Origin of the sequence: Streptococcus infantis (genome assembly GCF_047464615.1) — a bacterium.
Classification (GTDB): domain Bacteria; phylum Bacillota; class Bacilli; order Lactobacillales; family Streptococcaceae; genus Streptococcus; species Streptococcus infantis_Y.
On record NZ_JASHBO010000002.1, the window covers coordinates 70316 to 95779 of the forward strand.

General features: G+C 38.9%; 29 protein-coding genes. 5 read left to right on the forward strand and 24 right to left on the reverse strand.

Annotated elements, in window-relative coordinates; translation table 11 throughout:
- Positions 1 to 9: 9 nt before the first annotated feature.
- The 6 genes from QM450_RS01605 to QM450_RS01630 all read right to left on the reverse strand — a co-directional run bounded on the left by QM450_RS01605 (position 10) and on the right by QM450_RS01630 (position 5972).
- Complete coding sequence (locus QM450_RS01605; RefSeq protein WP_414319464.1) at positions 10 to 1233, reverse strand: hypothetical protein; 1224 nt, start codon at positions 1231 to 1233, stop codon at positions 10 to 12.
- Positions 1234 to 1262: 29 nt separating this feature from the next.
- Positions 1263 to 1745, reverse strand: coding sequence for a hypothetical protein (locus QM450_RS01610; RefSeq protein WP_414319465.1), 483 nt, complete (start codon positions 1743 to 1745; stop codon positions 1263 to 1265).
- Positions 1746 to 1748: 3 nt separating this feature from the next.
- Complete coding sequence (gene parE / locus QM450_RS01615; RefSeq protein ID WP_414319466.1) at positions 1749 to 3692, reverse strand: DNA topoisomerase IV subunit B; 1944 nt, start codon at positions 3690 to 3692, stop codon at positions 1749 to 1751.
- Between the two features lie 146 nt (positions 3693 to 3838).
- Positions 3839 to 4681, reverse strand: a complete 843-nt coding sequence (locus QM450_RS01620) for an amino acid ABC transporter substrate-binding protein (RefSeq protein ID WP_414319467.1) — start codon at positions 4679 to 4681, stop codon at positions 3839 to 3841.
- A gap of 9 nt (positions 4682 to 4690) precedes the next feature.
- Positions 4691 to 5320, reverse strand: a complete 630-nt coding sequence (locus QM450_RS01625; RefSeq protein WP_414319468.1) for an amino acid ABC transporter ATP-binding protein — start codon at positions 5318 to 5320, stop codon at positions 4691 to 4693.
- 10 nt (positions 5321 to 5330) lie between these two features.
- Positions 5331 to 5972 (reverse strand): amino acid ABC transporter permease, encoded by a 642-nt coding sequence (locus QM450_RS01630; RefSeq protein WP_414319469.1) that lies wholly within the window; start codon positions 5970 to 5972, stop codon positions 5331 to 5333.
- A gap of 215 nt (positions 5973 to 6187) precedes the next feature.
- Here QM450_RS01630 and plsY point away from each other — a divergent pair, with 215 nt between their 5' ends.
- Positions 6188 to 6829 (forward strand): glycerol-3-phosphate 1-O-acyltransferase PlsY, encoded by a 642-nt coding sequence (plsY, locus tag QM450_RS01635; protein ID WP_414319470.1) that lies wholly within the window; start codon positions 6188 to 6190, stop codon positions 6827 to 6829.
- Between the two features lie 31 nt (positions 6830 to 6860).
- Here the strand turns inward: plsY and QM450_RS01640 are convergent, their stop codons facing one another.
- The 10 genes from QM450_RS01640 to QM450_RS01685 form a co-directional block, all read right to left on the reverse strand.
- Entirely contained in the window at positions 6861 to 7817 is a 957-nt protein-coding gene (locus tag QM450_RS01640) for an ABC transporter permease (protein WP_414319471.1), read from the reverse strand.
- 2 nt (positions 7818 to 7819) lie between these two features.
- Positions 7820 to 8878: an ABC transporter permease gene (locus tag QM450_RS01645; RefSeq protein ID WP_153224833.1), complete on the reverse strand. Its 1059-nt coding sequence runs from the start codon at positions 8876 to 8878 to the stop codon at positions 7820 to 7822.
- Positions 8878 to 10407 carry an ABC transporter ATP-binding protein gene (locus QM450_RS01650; RefSeq protein ID WP_153224832.1) on the reverse strand — a complete coding sequence of 510 codons (1530 nt, stop codon included), beginning with the start codon at positions 10405 to 10407 and terminating at the stop codon, positions 8878 to 8880. The genes QM450_RS01645 and QM450_RS01650 overlap by 1 nt, the downstream gene beginning before the upstream one ends.
- 141 nt (positions 10408 to 10548) lie before the next feature.
- On the reverse strand, positions 10549 to 11604 hold the full coding sequence (locus tag QM450_RS01655) for a BMP family lipoprotein (RefSeq protein ID WP_045763743.1): 1056 nt from the start codon (positions 11602 to 11604) through the stop codon (positions 10549 to 10551).
- Between the two features lie 94 nt (positions 11605 to 11698).
- Positions 11699 to 12088, reverse strand: coding sequence for a cytidine deaminase (locus tag QM450_RS01660; RefSeq protein ID WP_414319472.1), 390 nt, complete (start codon positions 12086 to 12088; stop codon positions 11699 to 11701).
- Complete coding sequence (deoC, locus tag QM450_RS01665; RefSeq protein WP_075229116.1) at positions 12075 to 12737, reverse strand: deoxyribose-phosphate aldolase; 663 nt, start codon at positions 12735 to 12737, stop codon at positions 12075 to 12077. Before deoC ends, QM450_RS01660 begins: the two co-directional genes overlap by 14 nt.
- A 17-nt stretch (positions 12738 to 12754) precedes the next feature.
- Entirely contained in the window at positions 12755 to 14038 is a 1284-nt protein-coding gene (locus tag QM450_RS01670) for a pyrimidine-nucleoside phosphorylase (protein WP_414319473.1), read from the reverse strand.
- On the reverse strand, positions 14035 to 14625 hold the full coding sequence (locus QM450_RS01675; protein ID WP_414319474.1) for a class I SAM-dependent methyltransferase: 591 nt from the start codon (positions 14623 to 14625) through the stop codon (positions 14035 to 14037). The genes QM450_RS01670 and QM450_RS01675 overlap by 4 nt, the downstream gene beginning before the upstream one ends.
- A gap of 107 nt (positions 14626 to 14732) precedes the next feature.
- The gene (locus tag QM450_RS01680; RefSeq protein WP_414319475.1) at positions 14733 to 15011 is read right to left on the reverse strand and encodes a 1,4-dihydroxy-2-naphthoate prenyltransferase; all 279 of its coding nucleotides are present in this window, start codon (positions 15009 to 15011) and stop codon (positions 14733 to 14735) included.
- Positions 15012 to 15179: 168 nt separating this feature from the next.
- Complete coding sequence (locus QM450_RS01685; protein WP_414319476.1) at positions 15180 to 15584, reverse strand: hypothetical protein; 405 nt, start codon at positions 15582 to 15584, stop codon at positions 15180 to 15182.
- 201 nt (positions 15585 to 15785) lie between these two features.
- Between QM450_RS01685 and coaA the strand changes: the two genes are divergently transcribed.
- The 3 genes from coaA to QM450_RS01700 all read left to right on the forward strand — a co-directional run bounded on the left by coaA (position 15786) and on the right by QM450_RS01700 (position 17584).
- Positions 15786 to 16706, forward strand: a complete 921-nt coding sequence (gene coaA / locus QM450_RS01690; protein ID WP_414319477.1) for a type I pantothenate kinase — start codon at positions 15786 to 15788, stop codon at positions 16704 to 16706.
- Positions 16707 to 16758: 52 nt separating this feature from the next.
- A complete protein-coding gene (rpsT, locus tag QM450_RS01695; RefSeq protein WP_029689628.1) occupies positions 16759 to 17007 on the forward strand; it encodes a 30S ribosomal protein S20 in 249 nt (82 codons plus the stop codon).
- A gap of 64 nt (positions 17008 to 17071) precedes the next feature.
- On the forward strand, positions 17072 to 17584 hold the full coding sequence (locus QM450_RS01700) for a DNA topology modulation protein (RefSeq protein ID WP_414319478.1): 513 nt from the start codon (positions 17072 to 17074) through the stop codon (positions 17582 to 17584).
- 334 nt (positions 17585 to 17918) lie between these two features.
- Here QM450_RS01700 and QM450_RS01705 read toward each other — a convergent pair whose 3' ends face one another.
- The 8 genes from QM450_RS01705 to QM450_RS01740 all read right to left on the reverse strand — a co-directional run bounded on the left by QM450_RS01705 (position 17919) and on the right by QM450_RS01740 (position 25035).
- On the reverse strand, positions 17919 to 18650 hold the full coding sequence (locus QM450_RS01705; protein WP_414319479.1) for an NAD-dependent protein deacylase: 732 nt from the start codon (positions 18648 to 18650) through the stop codon (positions 17919 to 17921).
- Between the two features lie 228 nt (positions 18651 to 18878).
- On the reverse strand, positions 18879 to 19589 hold the full coding sequence (gene deoD, locus QM450_RS01710) for a purine-nucleoside phosphorylase (RefSeq protein ID WP_045763751.1): 711 nt from the start codon (positions 19587 to 19589) through the stop codon (positions 18879 to 18881).
- 393 nt (positions 19590 to 19982) lie between these two features.
- On the reverse strand, positions 19983 to 20696 hold the full coding sequence (locus QM450_RS01715) for a LemA family protein (protein ID WP_075231958.1): 714 nt from the start codon (positions 20694 to 20696) through the stop codon (positions 19983 to 19985).
- Positions 20697 to 20708: 12 nt separating this feature from the next.
- Complete coding sequence (locus QM450_RS01720; RefSeq protein WP_000173180.1) at positions 20709 to 21518, reverse strand: purine-nucleoside phosphorylase; 810 nt, start codon at positions 21516 to 21518, stop codon at positions 20709 to 20711.
- Positions 21515 to 22075 carry a DUF1697 domain-containing protein gene (locus QM450_RS01725; protein ID WP_414319480.1) on the reverse strand — a complete coding sequence of 187 codons (561 nt, stop codon included), beginning with the start codon at positions 22073 to 22075 and terminating at the stop codon, positions 21515 to 21517. The genes QM450_RS01720 and QM450_RS01725 overlap by 4 nt, the downstream gene beginning before the upstream one ends.
- Position 22076: 1 nt before the next feature.
- The gene (locus tag QM450_RS01730; RefSeq protein WP_414319481.1) at positions 22077 to 23288 is read right to left on the reverse strand and encodes a phosphopentomutase; all 1212 of its coding nucleotides are present in this window, start codon (positions 23286 to 23288) and stop codon (positions 22077 to 22079) included.
- Positions 23289 to 23316: 28 nt separating this feature from the next.
- Positions 23317 to 24000 (reverse strand): ribose-5-phosphate isomerase RpiA, encoded by a 684-nt coding sequence (gene rpiA / locus QM450_RS01735; RefSeq protein WP_045763755.1) that lies wholly within the window; start codon positions 23998 to 24000, stop codon positions 23317 to 23319.
- 105 nt (positions 24001 to 24105) lie between these two features.
- Positions 24106 to 25035, reverse strand: a complete 930-nt coding sequence (locus tag QM450_RS01740) for a peptidase U32 family protein (protein ID WP_000411186.1) — start codon at positions 25033 to 25035, stop codon at positions 24106 to 24108.
- 138 nt (positions 25036 to 25173) lie between these two features.
- Between QM450_RS01740 and QM450_RS01745 the strand changes: the two genes are divergently transcribed.
- Positions 25174 to 25449 carry a DUF3270 family protein gene (locus tag QM450_RS01745; RefSeq protein WP_001145235.1) on the forward strand — a complete coding sequence of 92 codons (276 nt, stop codon included), beginning with the start codon at positions 25174 to 25176 and terminating at the stop codon, positions 25447 to 25449.
- Positions 25450 to 25464 lie beyond the last annotated feature (15 nt).

Consider the following 25464-nt stretch of genomic DNA (forward strand, 5'->3'; position numbering starts at 1 on the left):
AATGAAAATCTAAATAAGTTTTAGAGCATCTTCTAAAGTTTTTGCCCCCTTTTCAAATTGTATCCTTTTTTCTCTTATTTCTTGGTCAGAAAAATAAATTCCTTTGTATTCCGAACGTCTAACAACAGGATAGAAATAATTCTTATTCCTTGAGCGATTGATTAATTTTTGATTTTTCAAATAATCAAAAATTACTTGTTGCTGATTTTCTGAAAACATAAATATTTCATCTTTTGAAATATCACCTGGTAATTGTTCAATATCTAAGGCGTTTGTATCTACACCCATAAATTTTTGAGCTCTTCCTATATGACTAAAAATAGCATTTTTTTCTTGACCCAGTACGAGGTAAAATATTCTTTCTCCCTCATCGTTTTTTACTATATCTGAATTATCTTTAAAGATATTTTCAAAACAATCTTTATAAACTTCTTTGTATCCTTCAAGATAAAATTTACGATAGCTAACATATCCCTCGTAATCTGAAGGTAATTTAGACAAATTAAAATCTACATCAAAATTTGGTATAAAGACATGAATTTCCTCCAAATCATTTTCCAAAGAAGGAATTCTCTTGCGGATAATGGGTTTTAAAAATATTTCTGTTCCAATAGGGTATTTAGAGTCTTTGCTATAAAAAACAGCTTTTACTTCATAAAAAATTTCTTCAATATCAGCATTAAAATAGTCAGTGACTAAATTTTCATAATAAGCCTGACTTCTTCTATTGACGAACGAACTAGATTCTTTATTCGCAACACTAAATTGTAGAAATATGTTCTTCTCTTTGCTATTTATAATATCTTTGGCACTACTATATTTATCATTGCATGAATAATCAGAAATAAAACTATAAAATTGTTTACCTAGAATATGCCCCGAGTGAAAAAAATATTGTCCATCTAACTTCTTAGGATTATACTGCCCTTCTAATATATTAGGAGAGCTTAGCTTAGAAACATTTTTATTTTTTTGTGATTTGAGTACGCAAGACCAGCCTCTTCTAAAGAATTTAAATTTTTCTCCTTTAACACTCGATATATCGCTCACATCATCTTTTACTATTTTAAAGTAACATCCCGATTCACAAAATTCTAAGCTAATAGAATGTGGTTCTCTCTCAATAGAAGCCAATCTAGACAACCTCTCATTTAATCCACTATTTTCTAATAAATAGACCAATTCGTCTTTATCTTTCAATCCAATCCTAGTCAGAACATCTGATTCTTTCATAAGAATTCTCCTTTTCACAGTGCAAAACTCTAATTTTGAATGTATTTCAAAATTATATTGTAATTTTTGTTTTTCTTTTCTTTTAAACGACCATTACGAGAATCATTTATTTCTTGCTCAGGATAGGAAATCAGTGGGGCATTATATTTAAATAATTTATGAAACCCATCCTCTTCACCGACATACACCGGAATATCATAAAAGAGTTCTCCTTCGTTATCTTGATACTGATCTCCTGTAATATCAACAATTATATCTCCGTAGGCAACTAACCAAGCATGAGATTCCCCTTCCCATCCAGAACCATATTCACCAGAAACATATAATGATTCAATTCCTTGTTCATATAAATACCTCTGAAGGTAGTCACTTACAAAACTGCAACATCCCTTAGGAAAATTAACTAGGTTGTAATCGATAATCTCTTCTGTCTGAATTGCTTTTTCAACAGCTTTTCTAAATTGCATAGCTATTTTTTTCAATTCAGTTATCATAAATTGTTTATTTTGCATCGTTCAAAACGCCCCACTCTCTTCCAGCGTAAATTTGACATTATCTTCAATCCACTTACGACGTGGTTCTACTTTATCTCCCATGAGGACATTGACGCGACGTTCTGCGCGTGCTAGGTCTTCGATTGTAACACGGATGAGAGTACGCGTTTCTGGGTTCATGGTTGTTTCCCAGAGTTGGTCCGCATTCATCTCACCAAGACCTTTGTAGCGTTGGAGGGTAGCGCCTTTGCCGAACTGCTTGCGAAGTTCTTCTAGCTCGCTATCCGTCCAAGCGTAGGCCACTTCTTCTTTCTTGCCTTTGCCTTTAGACATCTTGTAAAGAGGCGGAAGAGCGATATAGACATGACCTGCCTCAACTAGTGGACGCATGTAGCGATAAAAGAAGGTTAAGAGAAGAGTTTGAATGTGGGCACCGTCGGTATCTGCGTCGGTCATGATAATGATCTTGTCATAGTTAGCGTCTTCAAGGGAGAAGTCTGCTCCTACACCAGCACCTATGGTATAAATCATGGTGTTGATTTCTTCATTTTTGAGAATATCTGCCATCTTAGCCTTGGCTGTATTGATAACCTTACCTCGAAGCGGCAAGATAGCCTGAAACTTGCGGTCACGACCTTGTTTGGCAGAACCACCGGCAGAATCTCCTTCGACTAGGTAAAGTTCATTCTTAGCTGGATTTTTAGACTGGGCTGGGGTTAATTTCCCAGAAAGCAAACCCTTGTCTTTCTTATTCTTCTTGCCATTACGACTCTCGTCACGCGCCTTACGTGCTGCTTCACGGGCATCACGAGCCTTGATAGCTTTACGAATCAGATTAGAAGCCAACTCCCCATTTTCCATAAGGAAGAAGGTCAACTTATCAGCTACAATCCCATCTACAACGGGACGAGCAAGTGGACTTCCTAGTTTATCCTTAGTCTGTCCTTCAAACTGCAAATGTTCTTCAGGAACAAGGATGGAAAGAACTGCCGCCAACCCTTCACGGTAATCTGAACCTTCTAGGTTTTTATCTTTTTCTTTGAGAAGTCCAGTTTTTCGCGCATAGTCGTTCATTACTTTTGTAATGGCAGACTTGAGTCCTGTCTCATGCGTTCCACCGTCCTTGGTACGAACGTTGTTAACAAAGGACAAGATGTTATCTGAAAATCCATCATTATATTGGAGGGCTACTTCTACTTGAAAACCATTATCTTCGCCTTCAAAGTAAAGGACTGGCGTCAAGGTTTCCTTGTCTTCATTGAGGTAAGAAACAAAGTCTTGTACCCCATTCTCATAATGGAATTCAATTGCTTCATCTGTTCGTTTGTCCGTTAATGACAAGGTTACATTTTTCAAGAGAAAGGCAGACTCATTGAGCCGCTCTGAAATGGTATTGTATTTAAAGTCTGTCGTAGAAAAGATACTAGCATCCGGCATAAAGGTCACTTTGGTACCTGTTTTAGACTTAGGTGCCGTTCCAACCTTTTCAAGAGTTGTTACTGGTTTCCCACCATTTTCAAAGCGTTGTTTGTAAACAGCCCCATCACGTGTAATTTCTACTTCGAGCCAACTAGAGAGGGCATTCACGACAGAAGAACCAACTCCGTGAAGACCACCAGAAGTCTTGTAGCCACCTTGACCGAATTTTCCTCCAGCATGAAGAATGGTAAAAATAACCTCAACTGTCGGAATCCCCATAGCGTGCATACCAGTTGGCATCCCACGTCCGTGGTCTTGAACCGTTAAACTTCCATCTTTATTAATCGTTACATCAATGCGATCACCAAATCCAGATAAGGCTTCATCGACTGCATTATCGACAATTTCCCAAACAAGGTGATGTAGCCCAGCACCGTCAGTCGATCCGATATACATCCCTGGACGTTTACGGACTGCATCCAACCCTTCTAGCACCTGAATGGCGTCATCATTATAATTGTTAATATTGATTTCCTTTTTTGACACAAGGAACCTCCTATTTGTTCATCTTTTCTATTTTACAGGTTTTCTAAGGATTTTGCAAAATTTTCAAGTTAAAAGCCTATTCACAAGTCCTTTTTAGTAAAAAATCACTCATTCTCACCCTAAAAAAAGAAACCAAGACGAGAGTCTCAGTTTTCTTTTCCTTTAACTTGACTTGTTGCAATATCTTCACCAAACCATTTTTGGCTAATTTCTTGAAATTTTCCTTCTTGATACAATTCCACAAAATCCTTATTCAAATTGGCTAATAAAGTCTTATCCGCTGGTCTTACTCCGACCGCAAATGACTCACTCTCAAAACCGGCTGAGAAAATCTCATACTGGTCTAATATCCCTTCCGTTTTAAGATAATAATTGGCATAAACACGGTCAATTAAAAGAGCATCAATCCGATCATTTTGCAAGTCAATCAAGGCTTCATTAAAACTCTGATATTGGTTTGCTTTTTGATCTTTTACAATATTTTTTAAGAGTTCTGGTTGAGCTTCGAAATCTAGATAACCAGAAGAACCTGCTTGAGCCCCCAAAATCTTTCCTGCTATATCAGACACTGATTGAATATTTTGCGATTTTTTAGAAACGAGAACCTGCTGATTCTCCATATAAGGAATGGTAAAAGCTACTTTCTCACGGCGTTCATCAGTCGCCGAATATCCATTCCAGATTGCATCAATGGTCCCGTTTTGAAGTTCGGTTTCCTTCATATCCCAATCAATGGGTTGAAACTGTACCTTGAACCCAAGTTTTTCAGAAACAGCTTGGGCTAAATCAATATCAAATCCAACATATTGCCCATTCTTTTCTTCAAATCCCATAGGAACAAAAGTATTGTCAAATCCGATAGTAATTGTTCCTTGTTGTTGGTATTTTTCCCAATTATCTACTTTGGGATCACTAGCTTTTTGTGTGCATCCTACAAGGAAAAAAGCCAGAAAGAATACCAAAACAAGGCTGATTTTCTTTCGATTCATAGACACCTCCTACTTAGGCTCTACTTTGAGAATCTGGTCAGCAATATTCTCTGCAAATTGAAGATCGTGGGTCACGACAATCTGAGTCATACCTAATTCTCTATTTTGTAAGATTAGTTTTTCCACTTCGAGACGCAACTCTGGATCAAGAGCCGAAGTTGGTTCGTCATAACCAATCACCTCAGGATCTATCATCATTGCTCGTGCTAAGGCAACACGTTGCTTTTGACCACCAGATAAGGAATAAGGATAGGCATCTACATGAGCTTCGAGACCAAGACGAGTGAGTAAGTCGGTTGCCTTCTTCTTAGCGTCTACTTCAGACATCCCCATAGTCTTGATAGGTGACAAAATCAAGTTTTCCATAACAGATAGGTGAGGAAAAAGCTGAAAATCTTGAAAAACAAAACCTAACAAGTGACGCTTTTCAAGTTCATCCAATGGTAGGGATGCTCCATTATAAAAGATCTCTCCTGAATCAATAGTTTCAAGTCCAGCTAACATTCTGAGCAAGGTAGTCTTCCCACCACCAGAAGGACCAACAATAGCTAAAATTTGCTTTTCAGGAATTGTTAAACTGAAATTGGATAAAATTTCTTTTTTTCCAAATTTTTTGCTGATATTTCTTAACTCTAACATGGATAACCTCCTATCTATAGTAGCTGAACTTCTTCTCAAGTTTTTTAGCTAGGATTGTAACGATACCAATCATAAGCAGATAAATAGCTCCTGCTAGAAACATTGGAATCAAGCTAGCATCACGATTGGCTGCAGTACGACTGGCTAGGATTAAATCTGAAATACCGAGCGCATAGACCAGAGAAGTATCCTTAACCAAACTCATAACCTCGTTAAATACACTTGGTAAGACAATCTTGGTCACCTGTGGCAAAATGATATAGCGAACGGTATCAATAGGATTAAATTTCAAAACCTTAGCTGCTTCGTACTGCCCCTGAGGAATGGTTGCAATTCCTCCACGGAAAATTTCAGCAAAATAGGCTGCATAATTAAGCATGAAGGCAATAATCGCAGCAGGCACTCGATCTAAACGAATTCCGATACTTGGTAGGACATAATAAATAAAAATTAGTTGCAAGAGCAAGGGTGTCCCGCGCATCACCCAGATATAAACATCAATCATGTAATGGAGGGGTTTCCAATGGACCTGTAAGCAAAAGGCAACCAAAATGCCTAAAGGGATTGAAAAAAGTAAGACCAGTGCAAAAACTTGTAAGGTCATTGTAGCACCGCTCAATAAACTTGGTAATATCTCGAATAAGTAAGACATATTCCACCTCCTAAAAATAATTGTTCCTATTATAGCATAAATAAACACAAAATCAAGGAATTTCAGAAACTTTCATGAATTTTTAAAACTTTAACCTTAATTTCCGAACAATAGTGTTCATGAGAAAAATTTTCTACTTACATAAAGAATCAGATGTCACAATTTGAGAAAAGATTCCTTTCCGTTTCTCTCCTATTTCATGGTATAATAGAAGCATGATGACAATAGTATTATTAATTTTAGCTTATTTATTGGGTTCTATCCCTTCAGGACTGTGGATCGGGCAAATCTTCTTTAAGATTAATCTAAGAGAACATGGTTCTGGTAATACTGGAACAACCAATACCTTTCGAATCCTAGGTAAGAAAGCGGGTATGGCAACCTTCGTGATTGACTTTTTCAAAGGAACCATCGCAACCTTACTCCCACTTATCTTTCATGTTCAAGGAGTTTCACCTCTAGTCTTTGGCCTTTTAGCTGTGATTGGGCATACCTTCCCAGTATTTGCAAGCTTTAAAGGAGGAAAAGCTGTCGCAACTAGTGCTGGAGTCATTTTCGGATTTGCTCCTCTATTTTGCCTCTATCTAGCAGTTGTTTTCTTCGGCACTCTTTATCTAGGCAGTATGATTTCTCTCTCTAGTGTTACTGCTGCCCTCGCTGCTGTACTTGGGGTGATCCTCTTTCCACTTATCGGTTTCCTACTGCCAAGATACGATTTACTATTTGTAGTGATTATCCTAGCTCTCGCAAGCTTAATTATCATTCGCCATAAGGATAACATCAATCGTATTCGTAATAAAACAGAAAATCTTGTTCCCTGGGGCTTAAACCTCACACACCAAGAACCTAAAAAATAAAGCATCAGTTTCAAACTGACGCTTTTTTTGTTTATTTAGATTTGATATAGTTGATACCATCTGCCTTCGGTGCAACAGCTTTACCAAAGAAGGCTGCTAATACGACAATGGTCAAAAGATATGGTGCAATTTGCAAGTAAACGGCTGGAACTCCTTGCAAGAAAGGAAGTTGAGAACCGATAACTGCTAAACTTTGTGATAGTCCGAAGAAGAGACTTGAAAGCATAGCACCAACAGGATTCCACTTACCGAAAATCATAGCAGCAAGTGCGATAAATCCAGGTCCAACGATGGTTGTAACTGAGAAGTTAACGGAAATTGACTGAGCGTAGATAGCTCCACCGATTCCTCCAAGGAAACCTGAAATCACAACTCCAAGATATCTCATCTTGTAGACATTAATCCCCAAAGTATCTGCTGCTTGTGGATGTTCACCTACTGAACGGAGGCGAAGTCCAAAGCGAGTTTTAAAGAGGACAAACCAAGCTAAGAATGAGAAGGCAATTGCAATATAACCAAGTAAACTTGTTGACTTGAAGAAGATATCTCCGATAACTGGGATATTAGCCAAAAGAGGGAAATCAAAACGTCCAAAAGTTTGCGTTAAGTTATCCGTTTGTCCCTTGTTATAAAGCACCTTCACCAAGAAGACTGCCAAGGCTGGCGCCATCAAATTAAGTACGGTACCACTGACAACATGGTCAGCACGGAAATGAATTGTAGCCACTGCATGAATGAGCGAGAAGATAGCTCCGACTAATCCACCAACTAGAAGAGCCAACCAAGGGGTCGCTGCTCCTAAATCTTGAGCAAATTCAAGGTTAAAAACAACTCCAGAAAAGGCACCCATGACCATGATTCCTTCAAGACCAACGTTAACAACTCCACCACGTTCAGAGAAAACTCCTCCGATACTTGTGAAAATAAGTGGTGCTGAGTAAATCAACATTGAAGAAACCATAAGGGTTAACATTGTTGTAATCGACATCCTTATTTACCTCCTTTAAGTTGTTTTCTTGGTTTGACAAAGCGTTCGATGATGTAATGAACACTGACAAAGAAGATAATTGAGGCTGTAACGATACTTACAAGCTCAGATGGTACTTGAGCAGCATTCATACCAGGGGCTCCAACTTGAAGCACTCCGAACAAGAAGGCTGCAAAAAGAATTCCAATTGGTGAGTTTGCAGCAAGTAGACTGACCGCCATACCATTAAATCCGATTGCCAATGATGAACCTTGGACATAAACGTTCTGGAAGGTACCAAGACCTTCTACCGCTCCACCAAGTCCTGCAAGGGCACCAGAAATAATCATTGATAAAATAATGGTACGTTTCGCTGAAATACCAGCGTATTCAGAAGCATTTGGATTTAGACCAACTGCACGGATTTCAAAACCGAGAGTTGTCTTCTTAAGCAAGAACCAGATAACTGCAACTGCAATGATGGCAAAGAAAATCCCAATATTCATACGAGAGTTTCCTGTTAACTCAGCAAGCCATGGTGTTTGATAAGTTGCATTTGCACTTACTCGGATAGATGAGTCTGTACTTTGCATGATTTCTTTAGGGAAGTGGTGGATAAAGGCATTTCCCACATAAAGAACAATGTAGTTCATCATGATGGTTACGATGACTTCAGATGTTCCAAGATAAGCTCTTAAAATACCAGGAATGGCACCAACGATTCCTCCAGCCACCAACGCAATGACAACTGTCGCAAGAATCAACAATGGACGTGGCAAATCTGGATTCGAAAGAGCAAACCAGCCACTCATAACCCATCCAGCGAGTGCTTGTCCTGGAAGACCAACGTTAAAGAAACCAGCACGACTCGCAACTGCAAATCCAAGAGCAATCAAGACTAATGGCCCCATTGCACGGAAGATTTCACCGATTCCACGAACACTACCAAAGGCTGTGTAGAACAACTCTTCATAACCCCAAATAGCATCGTAGCCAAAAATCCACATGACGATGGCTCCAAGCAAGATTCCAAGGATAACAGAAATCAAGGGAACCGAAATTTGTTGTAATTTTTTAGACATCACTCTTCTCCTTTTTCCAATTCACCACCAGCCATCAAGACACCAAGTTCTTGCTTGTTGGTTGTTTCTGGCGTTACAATCCCTTGAATCTTACCATCATGGATAACAGCGATTCTATCTGAGACATTTAGAATCTCATCTAGTTCAAAGCTGACTACAAGGACAGCTTTCCCATTATCACGTTCTTGAATCAAGCGTTTGTGAATGTACTCAATGGCACCGACGTCCAAACCACGAGTTGGTTGGCTGACGATGAGGAGATCCGGATTTCGATCAATCTCCCGAGCGATGATTGCTTTTTGTTGATTTCCTCCAGAAAGGGCAGAAGCTGGAACAATCTCACTAGCAGCACGAACATCAAACTCCTGCATTAATTTTTTTGCATAGTCAAGGATATTCGTATAATTTAAAATTCCCTTCTTGCTAAGAGGTTCTTTATAGTAGGTTTGAAGAGCGATATTTTCAGAAATCATCATTTCCAAGACCAAACCATCACGGTGACGGTCTTCCGGAACGTGACCAACGCTCAGTTCAGTAATTTGACGTGGATGCAATCCTACAATGGACTGGCCTTTCAATTCCACACTACCAGACTCAATCTTACGAAGTCCTGTGATAGCTTGGATCAATTCAGACTGACCATTTCCATCAATTCCGGCAATTCCGACAATCTCACCAGCTCGAACATCGAGTGAAAGATTTTTAACAGCAGGAACGCCACGGTTTTCATGAACAAGCAAGTCTTTGATGGAAAGAACGACTTCTTTAGGTTGTGGTGCTTGCTTCTCAGTTTTGAAGGAAACAGAACGTCCCACCATCATTTCTGCCAAGTCAGCATTAGTTGCACCAGCAATTTCAACTGTTTCGATTGATTTCCCACGGCGGATAACTGTAACGCGGTCAGAAACCGCACGAATTTCATCCAACTTGTGGGTAATCAAGATAATTGATTTGCCTTCTTTGACCAAGTTCTTCATGATAGCCATCAACTCATCGATTTCTGACGGCGTTAAAACAGCAGTTGGTTCGTCAAAGATAAGAATATCGGCACCACGATAAAGTGTCTTCAAAATTTCAACACGTTGTTGAGCACCAACAGAGATATCTGCTACTTTAGCAGATGGGTCTACAGCTAGTCCATAACGCTCTGATAATTCAAGAATTTCTCGACTTGCTCGAGCAATATCTAGGACACCATTTTTGGTTAATTCGCTTCCCAAAATGATATTTTCAGCAACAGTGAAAGCCTCTACCAACATAAAGTGCTGGTGAACCATCCCAATTCCTAGGCTAGCTGCTTTTGATGGCGAGTCTAGTTTTACAACTTGACCGTTAACCACAATTTCACCACTAGTTGGTTCTAGAAGCCCTGCAAGCATGTTCATAAGAGTGGACTTACCAGCTCCATTTTCTCCTAAAAGTGCATGAATTTCACCTTTACGAAGTTCAAGGTTAATCTTGTCGTTAGCGACAAATTCACCAAAAACTTTGGTAATTTCACGCATCTCAATGACATTTTCGTGTGCCATGTGCTCTTCCTTTCAGAGTTTTATTTTGTTTCAATAAAACCTGCTAAAGAAACTTAGCAAGCTCTATTGAGACAAAACACTTTGTCTCAATTCTTAAAGAAGCGGCCACAGGCCGCTCCCCTAAGAAATGACTTTCATCCATTATTTTTCAGGAACTTTTACACTTCCATCAAGGATTTTAGCTTTTGCATCTTCAACAGCTTTTTTACCTTCTTCAGAAAGGTTAGTTGTTACTAGATCAACCCCTTTATCCTTCAATGAGTAAACGATCACTTGACCGCCAGGGAATTCACCTTTTTCAGTTTTGTTTGCGATATCTTGAACTGTTGTTCCGACTTGTTTCAAAGTAGAAGCAAGTACGAAGTTTGATTCTTTACCATCTTTAGAAGTATATTTACCTTCTTCAACTTGGTCACGGTCTACACCGATAACCCAAACTTTTTCGCCTTCGTTTTTGCTTTCATTCAAAGATTTAGCTTCTGAGAAGACACCTGCACCAGTACCACCAGCTGCTTGGTAGATTACGTCTGCACCTGCAGCGTATTGAGCTGCAGCGATTGTTTTACCTTTAGCGGCATCACCAAATGAACCAGCGTAGTCTACTTGTACTTTGATAGATGGGTCAACTGACTCAACACCAGCTTTGAAACCAGCTGCGAAACGAGAAATAACTTCAGATTCCATACCACCTACAAAACCAACTTGTTTTGTTTTAGTAGTTTTAGCTGCTGCTACACCTGCAAGGTAAGCTGCTTCGTTATCAGCAAATGTTACACTTGCTACGTTCTTTTGATCTTTAATCACATCATCGATCAAAACATAGTTCAAGTCTGCATGTTCTTTCGCTGCTTCTTCAACTGCATTGTGAAGGGCAAAACCAACACCATAAATCAAGTTGTAGCTTCCTGCTGCTTGGTTTAAGTTGTTAGCGTAGTCAGCTTCACTTGTTGATTGGAAGTATGTGTAGCCTTTATCTTTTGCAAGATTGTGCTCTTTACCCCAAGCTTGAAGACCTTCCCAAGCTGATTGGTTGAATGATTTATCATCAACACCACCAGTATCTGTAACGATAGCTGCTTTAGTCTTCAAATCAGAAGATGAAGATGCTGCGTTACGAGAAGAGCGATTACCACATGCAGCAAGTCCAAATGCTGCTACTGCAACTAGACCAAGGCCTAGCCATTGTTTCTTGTTCATTACTGAACCTCCTAAATAAGATGCGCAACGAAGTTGCAAGTATGGATTGATTGGTCACAAGGACCCTTGTCACTCAGGGAGTGACGCAGACTAACTAATGTAAGTCTGTAAATGAGTATGGAAGTAATTCCCCGACCGTCATCTCGACCGTCGATTTATCTTTGGCAACTAAGGTCACCTTTAGATCTTGTTCAAAAAATTCAACCATAACTTGGCGACAAGCTCCACAAGGAGAAATAGGTTTCTCAGTTTGACCGTAAACAATCAATTCTGAAAACTCACGTTGTCCTTCGGAGATAGCTTTAAAAATAGCTGTTCTCTCACCACAGTTGGTCAAGGGGTAGCTAGCATTTTCAATATTGCATCCTGTATAAACACTTCCGTCTTTGGCTACCAAAACAGCGCCAATCGGAAAATGTGAGTAAGGGACATAAGCCTTTTTACTAGTCTCAATCGCTAAATCAATCAACTCAGTAGTCGCCATCTGCTAACTCTCCTTTTAAGATTGCTACACCAGAAGATGTTCCGATACGAGTAGCTCCAGCTTCAACAAAAGCAACAGCATCCGCATAAGAACGTGCGCCTCCAGCAGCCTTAACCCCCATATCAGGTCCAACTGTCTGGCGCATTAATTGAACATCTGGCAAAGTCGCTCCACCTGTTGAGAAACCTGTTGACGTCTTGACAAAGTCTGCTCCTGCTTTCTGGGCTAGCTGGCAAGCCAGAACTTTTTCCTCATCAGTTAATAAACAAGCCTCGATAATAACCTTAACGAGTTTGTCTTCGCTTGCTTCAACAACTGCTCGAATATCTGACTCAACTAATGCAGCATTTCCTGATTTGAGTGCACCAACATTGATAACCATATCAATTTCGTCAGCACCATTTTGAATTGCTTCTTTGGTTTCATAAGCCTTGACAGCTGAAGTTGTAGCTCCAAGAGGGAAGCCTACTACTGTACAAACCTTGACATCAGTATCTACGAGTGCAGTTTTTGCATGCGAAACCCAGCAAGGATTGACACAAACACTGGCAAAATCAAAGTCTTTAGCTTCAGATAACAAACGATCAATTTGTTCTTCTGTTGCATCTTGCTTTAAAAGCGTATGATCAATGTATTTATTTAGTTTCATTTCGTTTTTTCCTTAAATTAGGAGATAATTTCAATGATTTCACGCGTTTTGATCGCTTCATCACTTATCTTAATTTTAACATAATTTTGGAAATCTGTAACTAGTTCCGGAGAAATTTTCCCATTTGTATATACTTTTGCGACAATTTCACCCTGTTTGACCGAATCTCCCACTTTCTTCTCAAAAACGATACCTGTCTCATAGTCAAGGGCATCTGTTTTAACGGCACGACCAGCACCCAATCTCATAGCAAAAAGACCAAACTCCATGGCTGGCAGTGCCTCAATAACACCATCTTCCTGAGCAGGAATTTCTACCACATGATCAACTGTTACAGGTCGATAAAGATCTTCTAAATCTCCACCTTGAGCGAGGACCATCGCTTCGAATTTCTTGAGTGCCTGACCATTTTCAAGATGTTGCCTTACTTCCTCGACTGTTTTTTCAACATTTGCCAGAGAAAGCATAATCTGTGCTAACTCACAGATAAAGTTACTAATATCCTCGCGTCCTTTACCCTGAAGAATTTCTAGTGCTTCTAGAATTTCCAAGCGATTCCCAATGGCACGTCCCAAGGGTTGACTCATATCAGTAATAACTGCTACTGTCTTACGACCTACAGCCTTACCAAGGTTTACCATGGTTTGAGCCAGTTGGCGTGCCTCATCAACTGTCTTCATAAAGGCACCTTCACCCACTGTTACATCAAGTAAGATAGCATCAGCTCCAGCTGCAATTTTTTTACTCATGACCGAACTAGCAATCAAGGGAATGGTATCCACTGTTGCCGTCACATCACGAAGGGCATAGAGAAGTTTGTCAGCCTTAACCAGTTGATCGGATTGCCCAATAACTGAAACACCAATATCTTGAACTTGTTTGATAAATTCATCCTGACTTCGTTCAATCTGAAAACCTTTGATGGATTCTAATTTATCGATAGTACCACCAGTGTGGCCTAAGCCCCTACCGCTCATCTTAGCCACTGGGACATCAAAACTGGCTACCAAGGGTGCTAGGATTAAAGTTACCTTGTCACCGACACCGCCCGTAGAGTGTTTATCAACCTTAACACCATCTATAGCAGACAAATCAAACTCCTGACCTGTCTTAACCATATTCATGGTTAAATCAGAAATTTCTCTCGTGGTCATTCCTTGGAAGTAAACTGCCATGGCAAATGCTGACATCTGGTAGTCAGGAACAGTTCCTGCGACATAGCCTTCAATCAACCATTGGATTTCGTTCGAACTGAGTTCTTGCCCGTCTCTTTTTTTCTGGATTAGATCTACTGTTCTCATTCTTTCACACTTCTAAGGATATAATATCCCTTATCTTTTTTTACAATCTCGCAATTGCCAAATACGTCTTCCATCTTACTTTTGGCACTTGGGGCTCCTTGTTTTTTCTGAATAACGATCGTCAAATCCCCACCATCTACTAAAAAGTCTATACTTTTCTCAATGATTTCGTGGACTACTTGCTTGCCAGCGCGAATAGGAGGATTGGAAATGACATGGTCAAATTGTCCCTCTACCTGCTCATAAATATTAGACTGGAAGATAATCGCTTGAACCTTGTTTTTCATTGCATTTTGCTGGGCTAAATCCAGGGCACGGTTATTGATATCCACCATAGTCGCTTGGGCACCATAAGCTTTAACCAAAGACAAGCCTATTGGACCGTAGCCACAACCAACATCAAGAATTTTTTCACCTTTTTGAACATCAAGGCATCTTAACAACAACTGACTTCCAAAGTCAATCATTTTTTTACTAAAGACACCAGCATCCGTCAAAAAGGTCATCTTTTGCCCAAGTAGCTCAACTCTAAGCTCATGAACATCATGGGCTGCATCTGGATTTTCTGCATAATACATTTTACTCATGACACTATTTTACCATAAAAACAAGTTATTTGTAAATCGTTTACAAAGGTATCAAGCCCTTAAATCATGTTGTATTTTCTCAAAAATAACATAAGTTCTGATTAGGATTAGGGACCTAGTAAAAAGCTCCCTACTGCCATGGTAATCGGAAAAGCAAAGATACAAGCTAAACCAAAAAAGAAGAGCCAGCACTTTCTTTTAAAGAAAGCTAGCACAAGGTAGCCAAGACCTATGAGGGGCAATAAGATAAACAGAACAAAAGTGGTCCAGTTATGGCTCTGAGTTCCTATCGTAAAGGAGAAATTCACCCAGTTTGGTGATAACCATAAAACAACTACAAATAGGCTGATAAAAACCAGCATTTTTTCTCTTAATCTAGCTTTCATCTTAGTCCTCCTTTATAGGCTTTCCCTCTTAGATTTTAACAAAGAAAGCGCTATTCTTCAATCTCAATCAATTATTGGAAACGAATGACAAGTCATTGCGAGCTACAAGGTATCACAGTCAGGATAAAACAACAAATTTATTGTCTATAATCAGACGCATTTTGATTACTATTGCTTTACCTTCAAATACTTAATTATCAACAGTACTCCCAATAAGATGTTTAGATAAAGGCCCAACTGATAAGTTTGTATTAGGATTTCCAAACTTGTCCACAGTCGTATCAAATCTTCTATTGACATGCGGAATAAATAACCCTCTGTAGCAATCCACAAAATCAAAAATAGATAACTACCAGCAGCAAGGAATTTTGTCCAACCTTTCCTTAACAACCATGCAAGGAGGAGTGAACAAATGAAAATAGTTGTTACAATGGCATAATCCATTAAAAATGTAAAACCGTAATAAATTTCCACAAAACGTCTACCATTATCCGCATTTACTCCTTTTATAAAAGGTAAAGCAAAACTTAAAATAAAACAGAGTTCCAATATGTAACTTTTTATGATTTTCATAGTACACCTCCTATGAGTTGTGAACTAAAAAGCCCCCTTTATTAGCTGATAAAATCAGGAGAAAGCAGCTCCTACTTCATCAATAAATTGTTCATTCTCTATCTACTTATAGTATATACTACTGACTTATCACATTCAAGAAACCGCTTTATTTTTTTAGCCTTTTATGGTATGATAGACAAAATATATAGGGGAAAATAAATGACCAACGAATTTTTACATTTTGAAAGGATAAACCGCGAAACTTGGCAATCCTTGCATCGCAAAACAACTCCTCCCTTGACCGAGAAAGAGTTAGATTCTATTAAGAGTTTCAATGACCAGATTAGCCTTCAAGACGTTACAGATATCTATCTGCCACTAGCACATCTTATTCAGATTTACAAACGTTCCAAAGAAGACCTTGCCTTCTCAAAAGGCATTTTCCTTCAAAGAGAGAGCAAAAAACAGCCCTTTATTATTGGAGTTTCAGGAAGTGTTGCCGTAGGTAAGTCAACTACTAGTCGGCTCTTGCAAATTTTGCTGTCTCGTATCGTTCCTGGAGCAAGTGTTGAACTAGTTACCACAGATGGTTTTTTATACTCAAATAGTGTCTTAATTGAGCAAGATATCCTTAATCGTAAAGGTTTTCCTGAGAGCTACGATATGGAAGCTTTGCTTAATTTTCTAGACCAACTCAAAAATGGTCAGGATGTTGATATACCTGTTTATTCCCATGAAATTTATGATATAGTGCCGGGTCAAAAACAACGAGTAGAAGCTGCTGATTTTGTCATTGTTGAGGGAATCAATGTGTTCCAAAATCCACATAATGCCCGTCTCTATATTACTGATTTCTTTGACTTTTCAATCTATGTCGATGCCGCTGTTGAAGACATTGAAAGTTGGTATTTGGATCGATTCTTAAAACTCCTTAGCTTTGCTCAAGATGATCCAGGCAACTATTACTACCGTTTCACTCAACTTCCTCTCAGTGAAGTCAAGGATTTTGCCCACCAAGTTTGGACCAGTATCAACCTAACAAATCTCCAGAATTACATTGAACCAACACGAAATCGTGCAGAGGTCATTCTCCATAAATCTAAAAATCACGAAATTGATGAAATTTACTTAAAAAAATAATTTTCCCTTGTCAAAACGTAAGTTTTCAGATATAATGGTATAGTTAGTAAAAATGGAGGTAAGAACATTGGCAAACATTAAATCAGCTATCAAACGCGCTGAATTGAACGTTAAACAAAACGAAAAAAACTCAGCTCAAAAATCAGCTATGCGTACTGCTATCAAAGCTTTTGAAGCAAACCCATCTGAAGAACTTTACCGTGCTGCCAGCTCAGCTATCGATAAAGCAGAAACTAAAGGTTTGATCCACAAAAACAAAGCAAGCCGTGATAAAGCACGTCTTGCAGCTAAACTTGGTTAATCATTAACTGCATACAAAATGAGCTCCTCGGAGCTTTTTTTGTGCACATTTTCTGGAGGTTATTATGAAAATAGCTATCATTGGATATTCTGGATCAGGCAAATCTACTCTGGCAGAAAAACTAGCTAAGCACTACTCTATCCCAAAACTTCATATGGATACTCTCCAATTTCAGCCAGGGTGGCAAGATAGTGACCACGACTGGATGCTGAACGAAATGAAAACTTTTCTAGTCAAAAACGAAAACTGGGTCATTGATGGCAACTACTCTTGGTGTTGCTATAAGGAAAGAATGGAGCAAGCTGACCAGATCATCTTTTTAAACTTCTCTGCTTGGAATTGTTTACTAAGGGCCTTTAAGCGCTATTTAAAATACAGAGGAAAAGTGAGAGAAAGTATGGCTGCAGGATGTCCCGAGCAATTCAACTGGGAATTTATCCGTTGGATTCTCTGGGATGGACGAACAAAAAATGCTAAGGATAGATACCAATACTTAAACAATACTTACCCAGAAAAGATGCGTATTCTCCATTCTCAAGCAGAGATTGATTGTTTTTTGCGATCTTTAAAAAAGTAAACAATATAGTAGTATTTCATTAAAATCAGCATGTACTGATTGACTAAAAAAGGAAGATTTTCATCCAGAAAATCTTCCTTTTTTCCTTTTATTCAACAATTAAAAATAACTCGAGCAATTTATAAATCAACAATATAGTAGATTGAATCTAGAACAGTACACTACAACTGCTAAAAATATTTCTAGAAATTAGTTTGACTTTTCTAATCTCTCTGTTCACATCTTATTTCAATCCACTATAATATTCCTTAGAAATGAAGAGAATCGTGTTCATAGTTTCTGAGGCGTGATACAAAAAAACTGAAGGAAGTATAGTCCTACTTCTTTCAGTTTTTTATTGTCTCAATTTAGAAAAAACTTCTCCGATCTTACCTTCGATAACTAAATCAGCTTGGCTGTCTTGAGGAGTGCTGGACTTGTTGATAACGACAAGATTTGACCCTGAAAAATAATTGATTAGGCTAGCTGCAGGATAAACGACTAAGGAAGTTCCTCCAATAATCAATAAATCTGCTTGCTGAATGACTTGGGCTGCTCGACTAAAAACATCCATATCCAGAGGTTCCTCATAAAGGGTTACGTCAGGTTTGACCACCTTACCACAATCTAAGCAGTAAGGAACTGAACCTTCAAGTGCCAAAAATGCATTCAAATCATAAAAGCGATGACAGCCCAAACAGTAATTACGATCTGCACTACCATGCAGTTTCAAAACTTTTTCAGAACCAGCCATTTCATGCAAGCTATCAATATTTTGCGTCACAATCGCCTTTAATTTACCTGTTTTTTCTAACGACGCTAGAAAATCATGTGCTAAATTTGGCTTAGCATCCGGATAGACGAGATATTTTTTGTAGAAATCAAAAAAATCCTCTGGATATCGTTCAAACATGGTGCGTGAAACCAGTTGCTCGGCAGTAAAATGGCGTCCCAACTTAAGACTATAAACACCATCAGAACTTCGAAAATCTGGAATATTAGACTCTGTTGAAACCCCTGCACCACCGAAAAAGACAATTCTTTGACTTTGGTCAATGATTTCCTGTAGTTGTGCAATTTTATCCATTTTGTACTCCTAGGAATTTTCAAGTTAAAAAGTTGAAAGCCTTGACCTCTTATCAACTTGGCTTCCAACTTTATTTTATAATGATTTAGATATTAAACTGACTACTTTTGGTCCTTTGACACAATTTGACGTTCTTCAAAGTCCTTATTCTCATCTATTATAGGATTGAAGCAATGAACATGCTTATCATTTTGAGAACAAGAGTAATCACATGAATGGAATCTAACTTTAGTCTGCAATCAAGGTTTCTAGACCAACCTTCATCATATCTGTGAAGGTATTTTGGCGCTCTTCTGCAGTTGTATCTTCATCTGGATTAACCAAACTATCAGAAATCGTCATGATAGCAAGAGCATCAACATGGTGTTGGGCAGCAAGATAGTACAACGCCGCTGCTTCCATTTCCACCGCTTTTACTCCCCACTTACCAAGTTCGATATTCTTCTCAAAGTAGTTTGAGTAAAACACATCTGATGACAAAACATTTCCGACATGGGTAGTCATACCAAGGTCTTTGGCAATATGGTAAGCTTTATCTAGTAAATCAAAGCTAGCGATTTGTGGAAAATCATATTGAGGCCAGTCATTGCGGATAATGTTTGAGTTAGTTGCAGCTGCTTGTGCCAAAACTAATTCACGAACGTGAACATCCTCATTCAGAGAGCCAGCAGTTCCGACACGGATCAATTTCTTCACACCGTAATCGACAATCAATTCACGCGCATAGATGGAGATTGATGGCATTCCCATCCCTGTTCCCATGACAGATACACGATGGCCCTTGTAAGTCCCAGTGTAACCAAACATGTTACGGACTTCATTGAAGCATACAGCGTCTTCAAGAAAATTCTCAGCAATAAACTTCGCACGAAGAGGATCCCCAGGAAGAAGAATTTTATCAGCAATTTCACCCTGCTTAGCAGCAATATGGATAGACATAATTAAGATATAAAGGGCGACAGAGAACAAAGTAAAAATAGGAAACTGGCGACGCATTGTAAATGCTAGACAGTTTATCTTTTTTACACAGTTCTCCGCCCGTATTCAGTTCAGCGAATACGGTTTACCCATCCTTTCATTTTTTGTTTGTAGAAAAGCTTTCCGCTCGTGTTCAAATTAGAACACACGCTCTACCTTTCTTTTTTATTAATAGGACAGGCGACAGAGAACAAAGTAAAAATAGGAAACTGACGAAGCATCGTAGATGCTAAACAGTTTATCTTTTTTTACACAGTTCTCCGCCTGTATTCAGTTCAGCGAATACAGTTAACCCATCCTTTCTTTATTTTACATTGTTTGACTATAGTTTAGTCTGAGCGATTTTGTTAAATATTATAAATAGTTTTTTTCTGAATGACCTAAAGTTATTCTTAAAAAGGCAAATGGCAAAGTGTAAATTGCTTTGTTGTATTGCGAGACCGTTTCATTATAGTATAATTTTTGATTAGCAACTAGCACTTCTGACTCTTTGATCTCAGCAATAAGATCCTTTATACTTTGATCAGCGGTAACACTCGTATCTCTTTCAATTTCTTCTATAATTTTATTCTTCGTTTCCTCTACTTTAGTTGAGTATTCGTGTTTAGAAGAATTTCCAGATTCACCATAAAATTTACGCTTAGATTCTGAATGATTGGCTTTATTTTCGTCGTTAGTAAAATTGTTGACAGACTTTTTTTCTTCTAACAATTCTGAAACATTTTTCCTAACAGACATTTTTAACTCATGGTCAACAATCTTATCTGTCAATTCACGAAGTTGTACAATTAACTTTTCCACGTACTCTTCTTTAATTTCAATTGCACTGTATGAAGATTTAATTAACTCTTTTAAGGTAACAACTTTATGGTACTGTAATATAAACACTATTACAATATAGCTTAAAACTGCAAATACGATAGATGCTCCTTGAAAGGGTTCATAGTCTATTTCACTACCACTTGTGTCTATGGCAGAAAATATAATCAACCAAATAAAAGTTAGGAGAGCAACTATAAAAACTCCACGAATGATACGAAATAATGGATTATTCATCAAATTTGACATCAATTAATCCTTTTACAATTCAGCAAGAATCGCTTTCAGCAAGCCTTTAAAGTCGCCTTTGACACGTTCGGTCACTTCTACTACTTCTTCGTGGTTAAGTTCCTCTTGGAAACCAGCCGCAAAGTTGGTAATACATGAAATACCAAGAACCTTCAAGCCAGAGTGTGCTGCAACTATAACTTCTGGAACTGTTGACATACCAACAGCATCGGCACCAAGTGTCTTATAAGCACGGATTTCAGCTGGAGTTTCATACGTTGGACCAGTTACACCGATATAAACACCATCATCAAGTTTAACACCAAGTTTTTCAGCAACTGCATGAGCTGTAGCACGATATTCTGGAGTGTAGGCTTTTGACATGTCTGGGAAACGTGGACCGAAGTCATCCAAGTTTTCACCGATTAGAGGGTTTTGGCCTGTCATATTGATGTGGTCAGTGATAGCCATCAAAGTACCAGGACCAAAGCCGATACCACCAGCAGCATTGGTAACAATCACACCTTCACAGCCCAAAACTTTCATAACACGAACTGGGAAAGTAACGACTTCCAATGGATTTCCTTCATAGAAATGGAAACGTCCTTGAAGTGCTAAAACCTTACGTCCTGCAAGCTCACCGTACACCAATTTTCCAGCGTGTCCAACAACAGTAGAACGTCCCCAGTTTGGAATCTCAGCATAGTCTACCACAACTGGATTTTCAATTTCTTCAGCAAGTTCTCCCAGTCCTGATCCAAGAATCAAGCCGAACTCTGGTGCTTCTACTCCCTTTTCTTTTAAGAAAGCAGCTGTTTCATTGATTTTTGCTAATAATGTCATTGTCTGTCTCCTTCATAATCTTTTAAAAATTGACCGATTTTGTCAAAGGTTTTTGCATTTCGAATAGTAATATTACGATAAAAAGGCATCTTAAGCAGGAACTTATGATAGGCTGTTTTGCTATAAGTCTCTTCTGAAAATTTGCCCCAGAAAATTCCCATCTTCCCGAAATGAAGCAGTTCATCTCCTAGCTTCATACTTTCGACTTTCTCAATGACTTGCTTGATATCCAGTCCCTCAGTATAAAAGAGAACATCCTTTCGAGCCATTTCTTGGAACCACCATTCCGGAAGAGTTCTAAGCTCCTCTTCGTAGTCTTCTTGACTTAACAAGGAAAAATGTTGGATAAATGGATAATGTTCTTTAAAGAAATCCTGTAACCTCTCAACCAACCGAGTTCTAGGTATGCTAGTATCAAAGAAAATATTGCCACTATTGATGTAGGTTTCAACATTTTCTAATCCCAACTCTGTCAATTCTTGACGAAGCTGGGCCATGACCACCTTATGTTTTCCACCGACATTGATCCCTCTAACCAGTAATGCAAAGCGAATCATCTTAAACCAATTTATCTAAGAAACTTTCACCAATCATAGCTTTATCAACGCCAAAGTTATCCGCGATTGTCGCAGAAATATCAGCAAAATGACCGATTGGTAGGTGTCCATTTCCTTTTAGTGATGGGCTGTAGGCCAAAAGTGGAATGTATTCACGAGTATGGTCTGTACCAGCATAAGTAGGGTCATTACCATGATCGGCAGTAATCATGAGTAAATCATCTTCTCTCATAGCAGCGATAAGCTCTGGCAAACGTTCATCAAACTCATGCAAGCAGTCGCGGTAACCATGTGGATCACGGCGGTGACCGTAAAGGGCATCAAAGTCAACCAAGTTAGTAAATGAGAATCCTTTTTCAAACCCAGCAAGACCCATTGTTGTCAAAAGTGTATCAATTCCATGGCTATTTGACTTATTGTGACCCATATCATGGTTCACCCCAGCACCATTAAAGATATCGCTAATCTTACCTACTGAGTAAGTATCAATACCTGCTTCGTTGAGTTTGTCCAAAACTGTTGGAGCAAATGGTGATACAGCCAAGTCACGACGATTTGCAGTACGTGTGAAGTTTCCAGGCTCCCCAACATAAGGACGTGCAATGATACGACCTAGAAGAGCTGGACGTTCCAATGTAATCGAACGAGCGTACTCACAAATACGGTAAAGTTCATCCAAAGGAATAATGTCTTCATGGGCAGCGATTTGAAGAACCGGGTCAGCTGATGTATAGATGATCAACTCGCCTGTTTCCATTTGACGTGGTCCAAAATCATCGATAACAGCAGTTCCTGAGTATGGTTTATTTGCTTCACGGATTACTTTACGACCTGAGAATTCTTCAATCTTTGTAAGGATTTCTTCTGGGAATCCATTCCAGAAAGTATCAAACGGTTCTGTGATATTAAGCCCCATGATTTCCCAGTGACCGGTCATGGTGTCTTTACCTAATGACACTTCCTCAAGTTTAGTGTAGTAACCACTAGGATTCTCCTCTGCGGGAACAGTTTTTAGTGCTGTCTCACGCTCGATGTTCCCAAGACCAATCTTAGCCATATTAGGAACATGCAAACCAACTGATTTTGAAATATGGCCTAGTGTATCAGAAGCTCCATCTGGAACCCCTGCATTGACAAAGTTATTAGCATCTGGTGCTGCACCGATTCCTACAGAATCGAGCACTACCAAGTGAATACGATTAAATTTTGGCATAGTGTGTCTCCTTTTTTGATTATTTTGATTATTTCCCTTTTGTTGAAGTTAAAACCTGAACGCCAGCTTGCCCTGCTACAATCACTTTATCAACCATTTGATTAAATAAACCGTGCTCAACAATACCGACCTGAAGATCCAGTTGATGACCAAAAGCAATCGGATCTTCAATAACACCTAAATCAAGATCAATAATGAAATTTTTCATATCCGTCACAAAGCGTTGGCCATCTTTTTCACGAAAACTTGGCTTATAACCAGCTTTTTCAAAACGACGGAAAACCTGTTCTGCTCCGTATTGAACAACTTCGACAGGTAGTTTGAAAGCGCCCAGTTTCTCAACCATTTTGCTCTCATCTACCACCCAGATATACTGTTTGGTTGGTGTCGCAACTACTTTTTCCATTAGAAGCGCACCACCGCCTCCTTTGATACCATTAAACTGGCGATCTACCTCATCAGCTCCATCAACAGTCACATCAACCTCATCCACCTCGTCAATCGACTTAAGTGGGATATTCAATCCTTGTGCCTGTTTTGTCGTTACACTCGAGGTCGTTACGGCTGTAATTTGAAGTCCTTCTTCTTTAATTCTACGTCCGATCTCCTCTACGAAATAATAGGCAGTCGAGCCTGTTCCAAGTCCTACAACCATTCCGTCGGTTACGAACTCAGCAGCCTTGATGCCTGCTATTTTTTTCAGATTTTCCACTTAAACACCTCCAAACAAAAAGCTACTTTTATTATAACATGAATACGCTTTAAATTCATCCTTGCACTAGAAAAACCCGAACATTTTATTTCGGGTTTCTGATTCTTATTTAACCATGTCAGGATCGTAGTCATAAAATCCTGTGTCAAGGAAACGATTTTTGGGATGGAGTTTACGGACTTGCTCGTCCAACAAGAAGGCTTGGTCATGCGTAAAGCTTCCCTCTTGAATCAAGCTACGGGCTTGGATGAAGAGTTTTGCAATCTCAACAAAATCTTGACCTGGAGTATAAAGTCCCTCTAGTTTCCAATGAGTGAAACCATGCTCTACCAACTCTGGCAATTTGGTCATCAAATCAAGGTCGTTATTGGCAAAAATGTGAGTTCCATGATTGTCTTCAAAAATAGAGTAATGGCTATCTGGATCACTAGGCTCTGCTAAGAAGAGATCGCGTTGACGTGTTTTTTCATCATCAATCTGAGTAAAATTATAGTAATTCTGCAAGAGTGGACGCTTAGAGTGGTGGATAACACTTGCTCCATAGACCAAAATTTCAGCAGGAATTTCCAAAATTTCAGGCATTTTAAAGAGTTCAGCTGATGGAATTTCACGAGCCAATACTGCCTCAGAAGCGCCAGCCTTTTGTCCCCAGAAATTGATCTGACGGCTGCTAGTTACCATCGTTGAGGCATCATATATGGTTTTAAAAGAATAACCATCGCGATTGACAACATAAAAAACACCCGCATCCCCAACAGTAATGTAGTCTGTTTTAATTTCTTCCAAGAAATCAAGGAAGGGCTTGATACGATCCATCATATCCTGATGCATAAGAGCATTGACCGCTACGATCAATTCCTTACCTGCATCATGAACCAGACCAGCGATGGTTCTCAGTTCATCATAAGAAAAAGTCTTTGGTAGGCGAAGTCCAAAATCTTTCTCACCAACATAGATGCGGTCAACTCCCGCCTCTAGTAATTCTTTTACTTGTTCAATGCTTTCAGCAGTTGCTGTAATAATAATCTTTTCCATAAGAAAAATTATACCACATTTCTGAAAAATCAGCTATTCCCTAAAATGATAAATTTACTTATTCTTTTTGTAACCTTACTGTAATAATTTTTTTCTTGAAAAATGGTAAAATGAAAGAGTACTGTTAAGGAGAGAATCATGCCCGTAAGAAAATATCAATCGTATGAGTTTGAAGAAGAGGAAACTCAAACAACGCTATACCAAGACTATGTTCCAGAAACAACTTCCGTTGCTAGTTTGAAGGAAGTTCTTTTCTTTGTGAACATTGCTTGTTTTTGCGTCTTTTTAGCCTTATTTAGCTTCATCTTTTTAGCCCTCAAGTTTAATACAGTTCTGGCTTTTAGCCTAGCAATTGCCTTGAGTTTAGCGGCATCAAACTTTCAACGTTCAATGATTAAGAAGAAATTATATTAGATTCAAAAGGTCGGG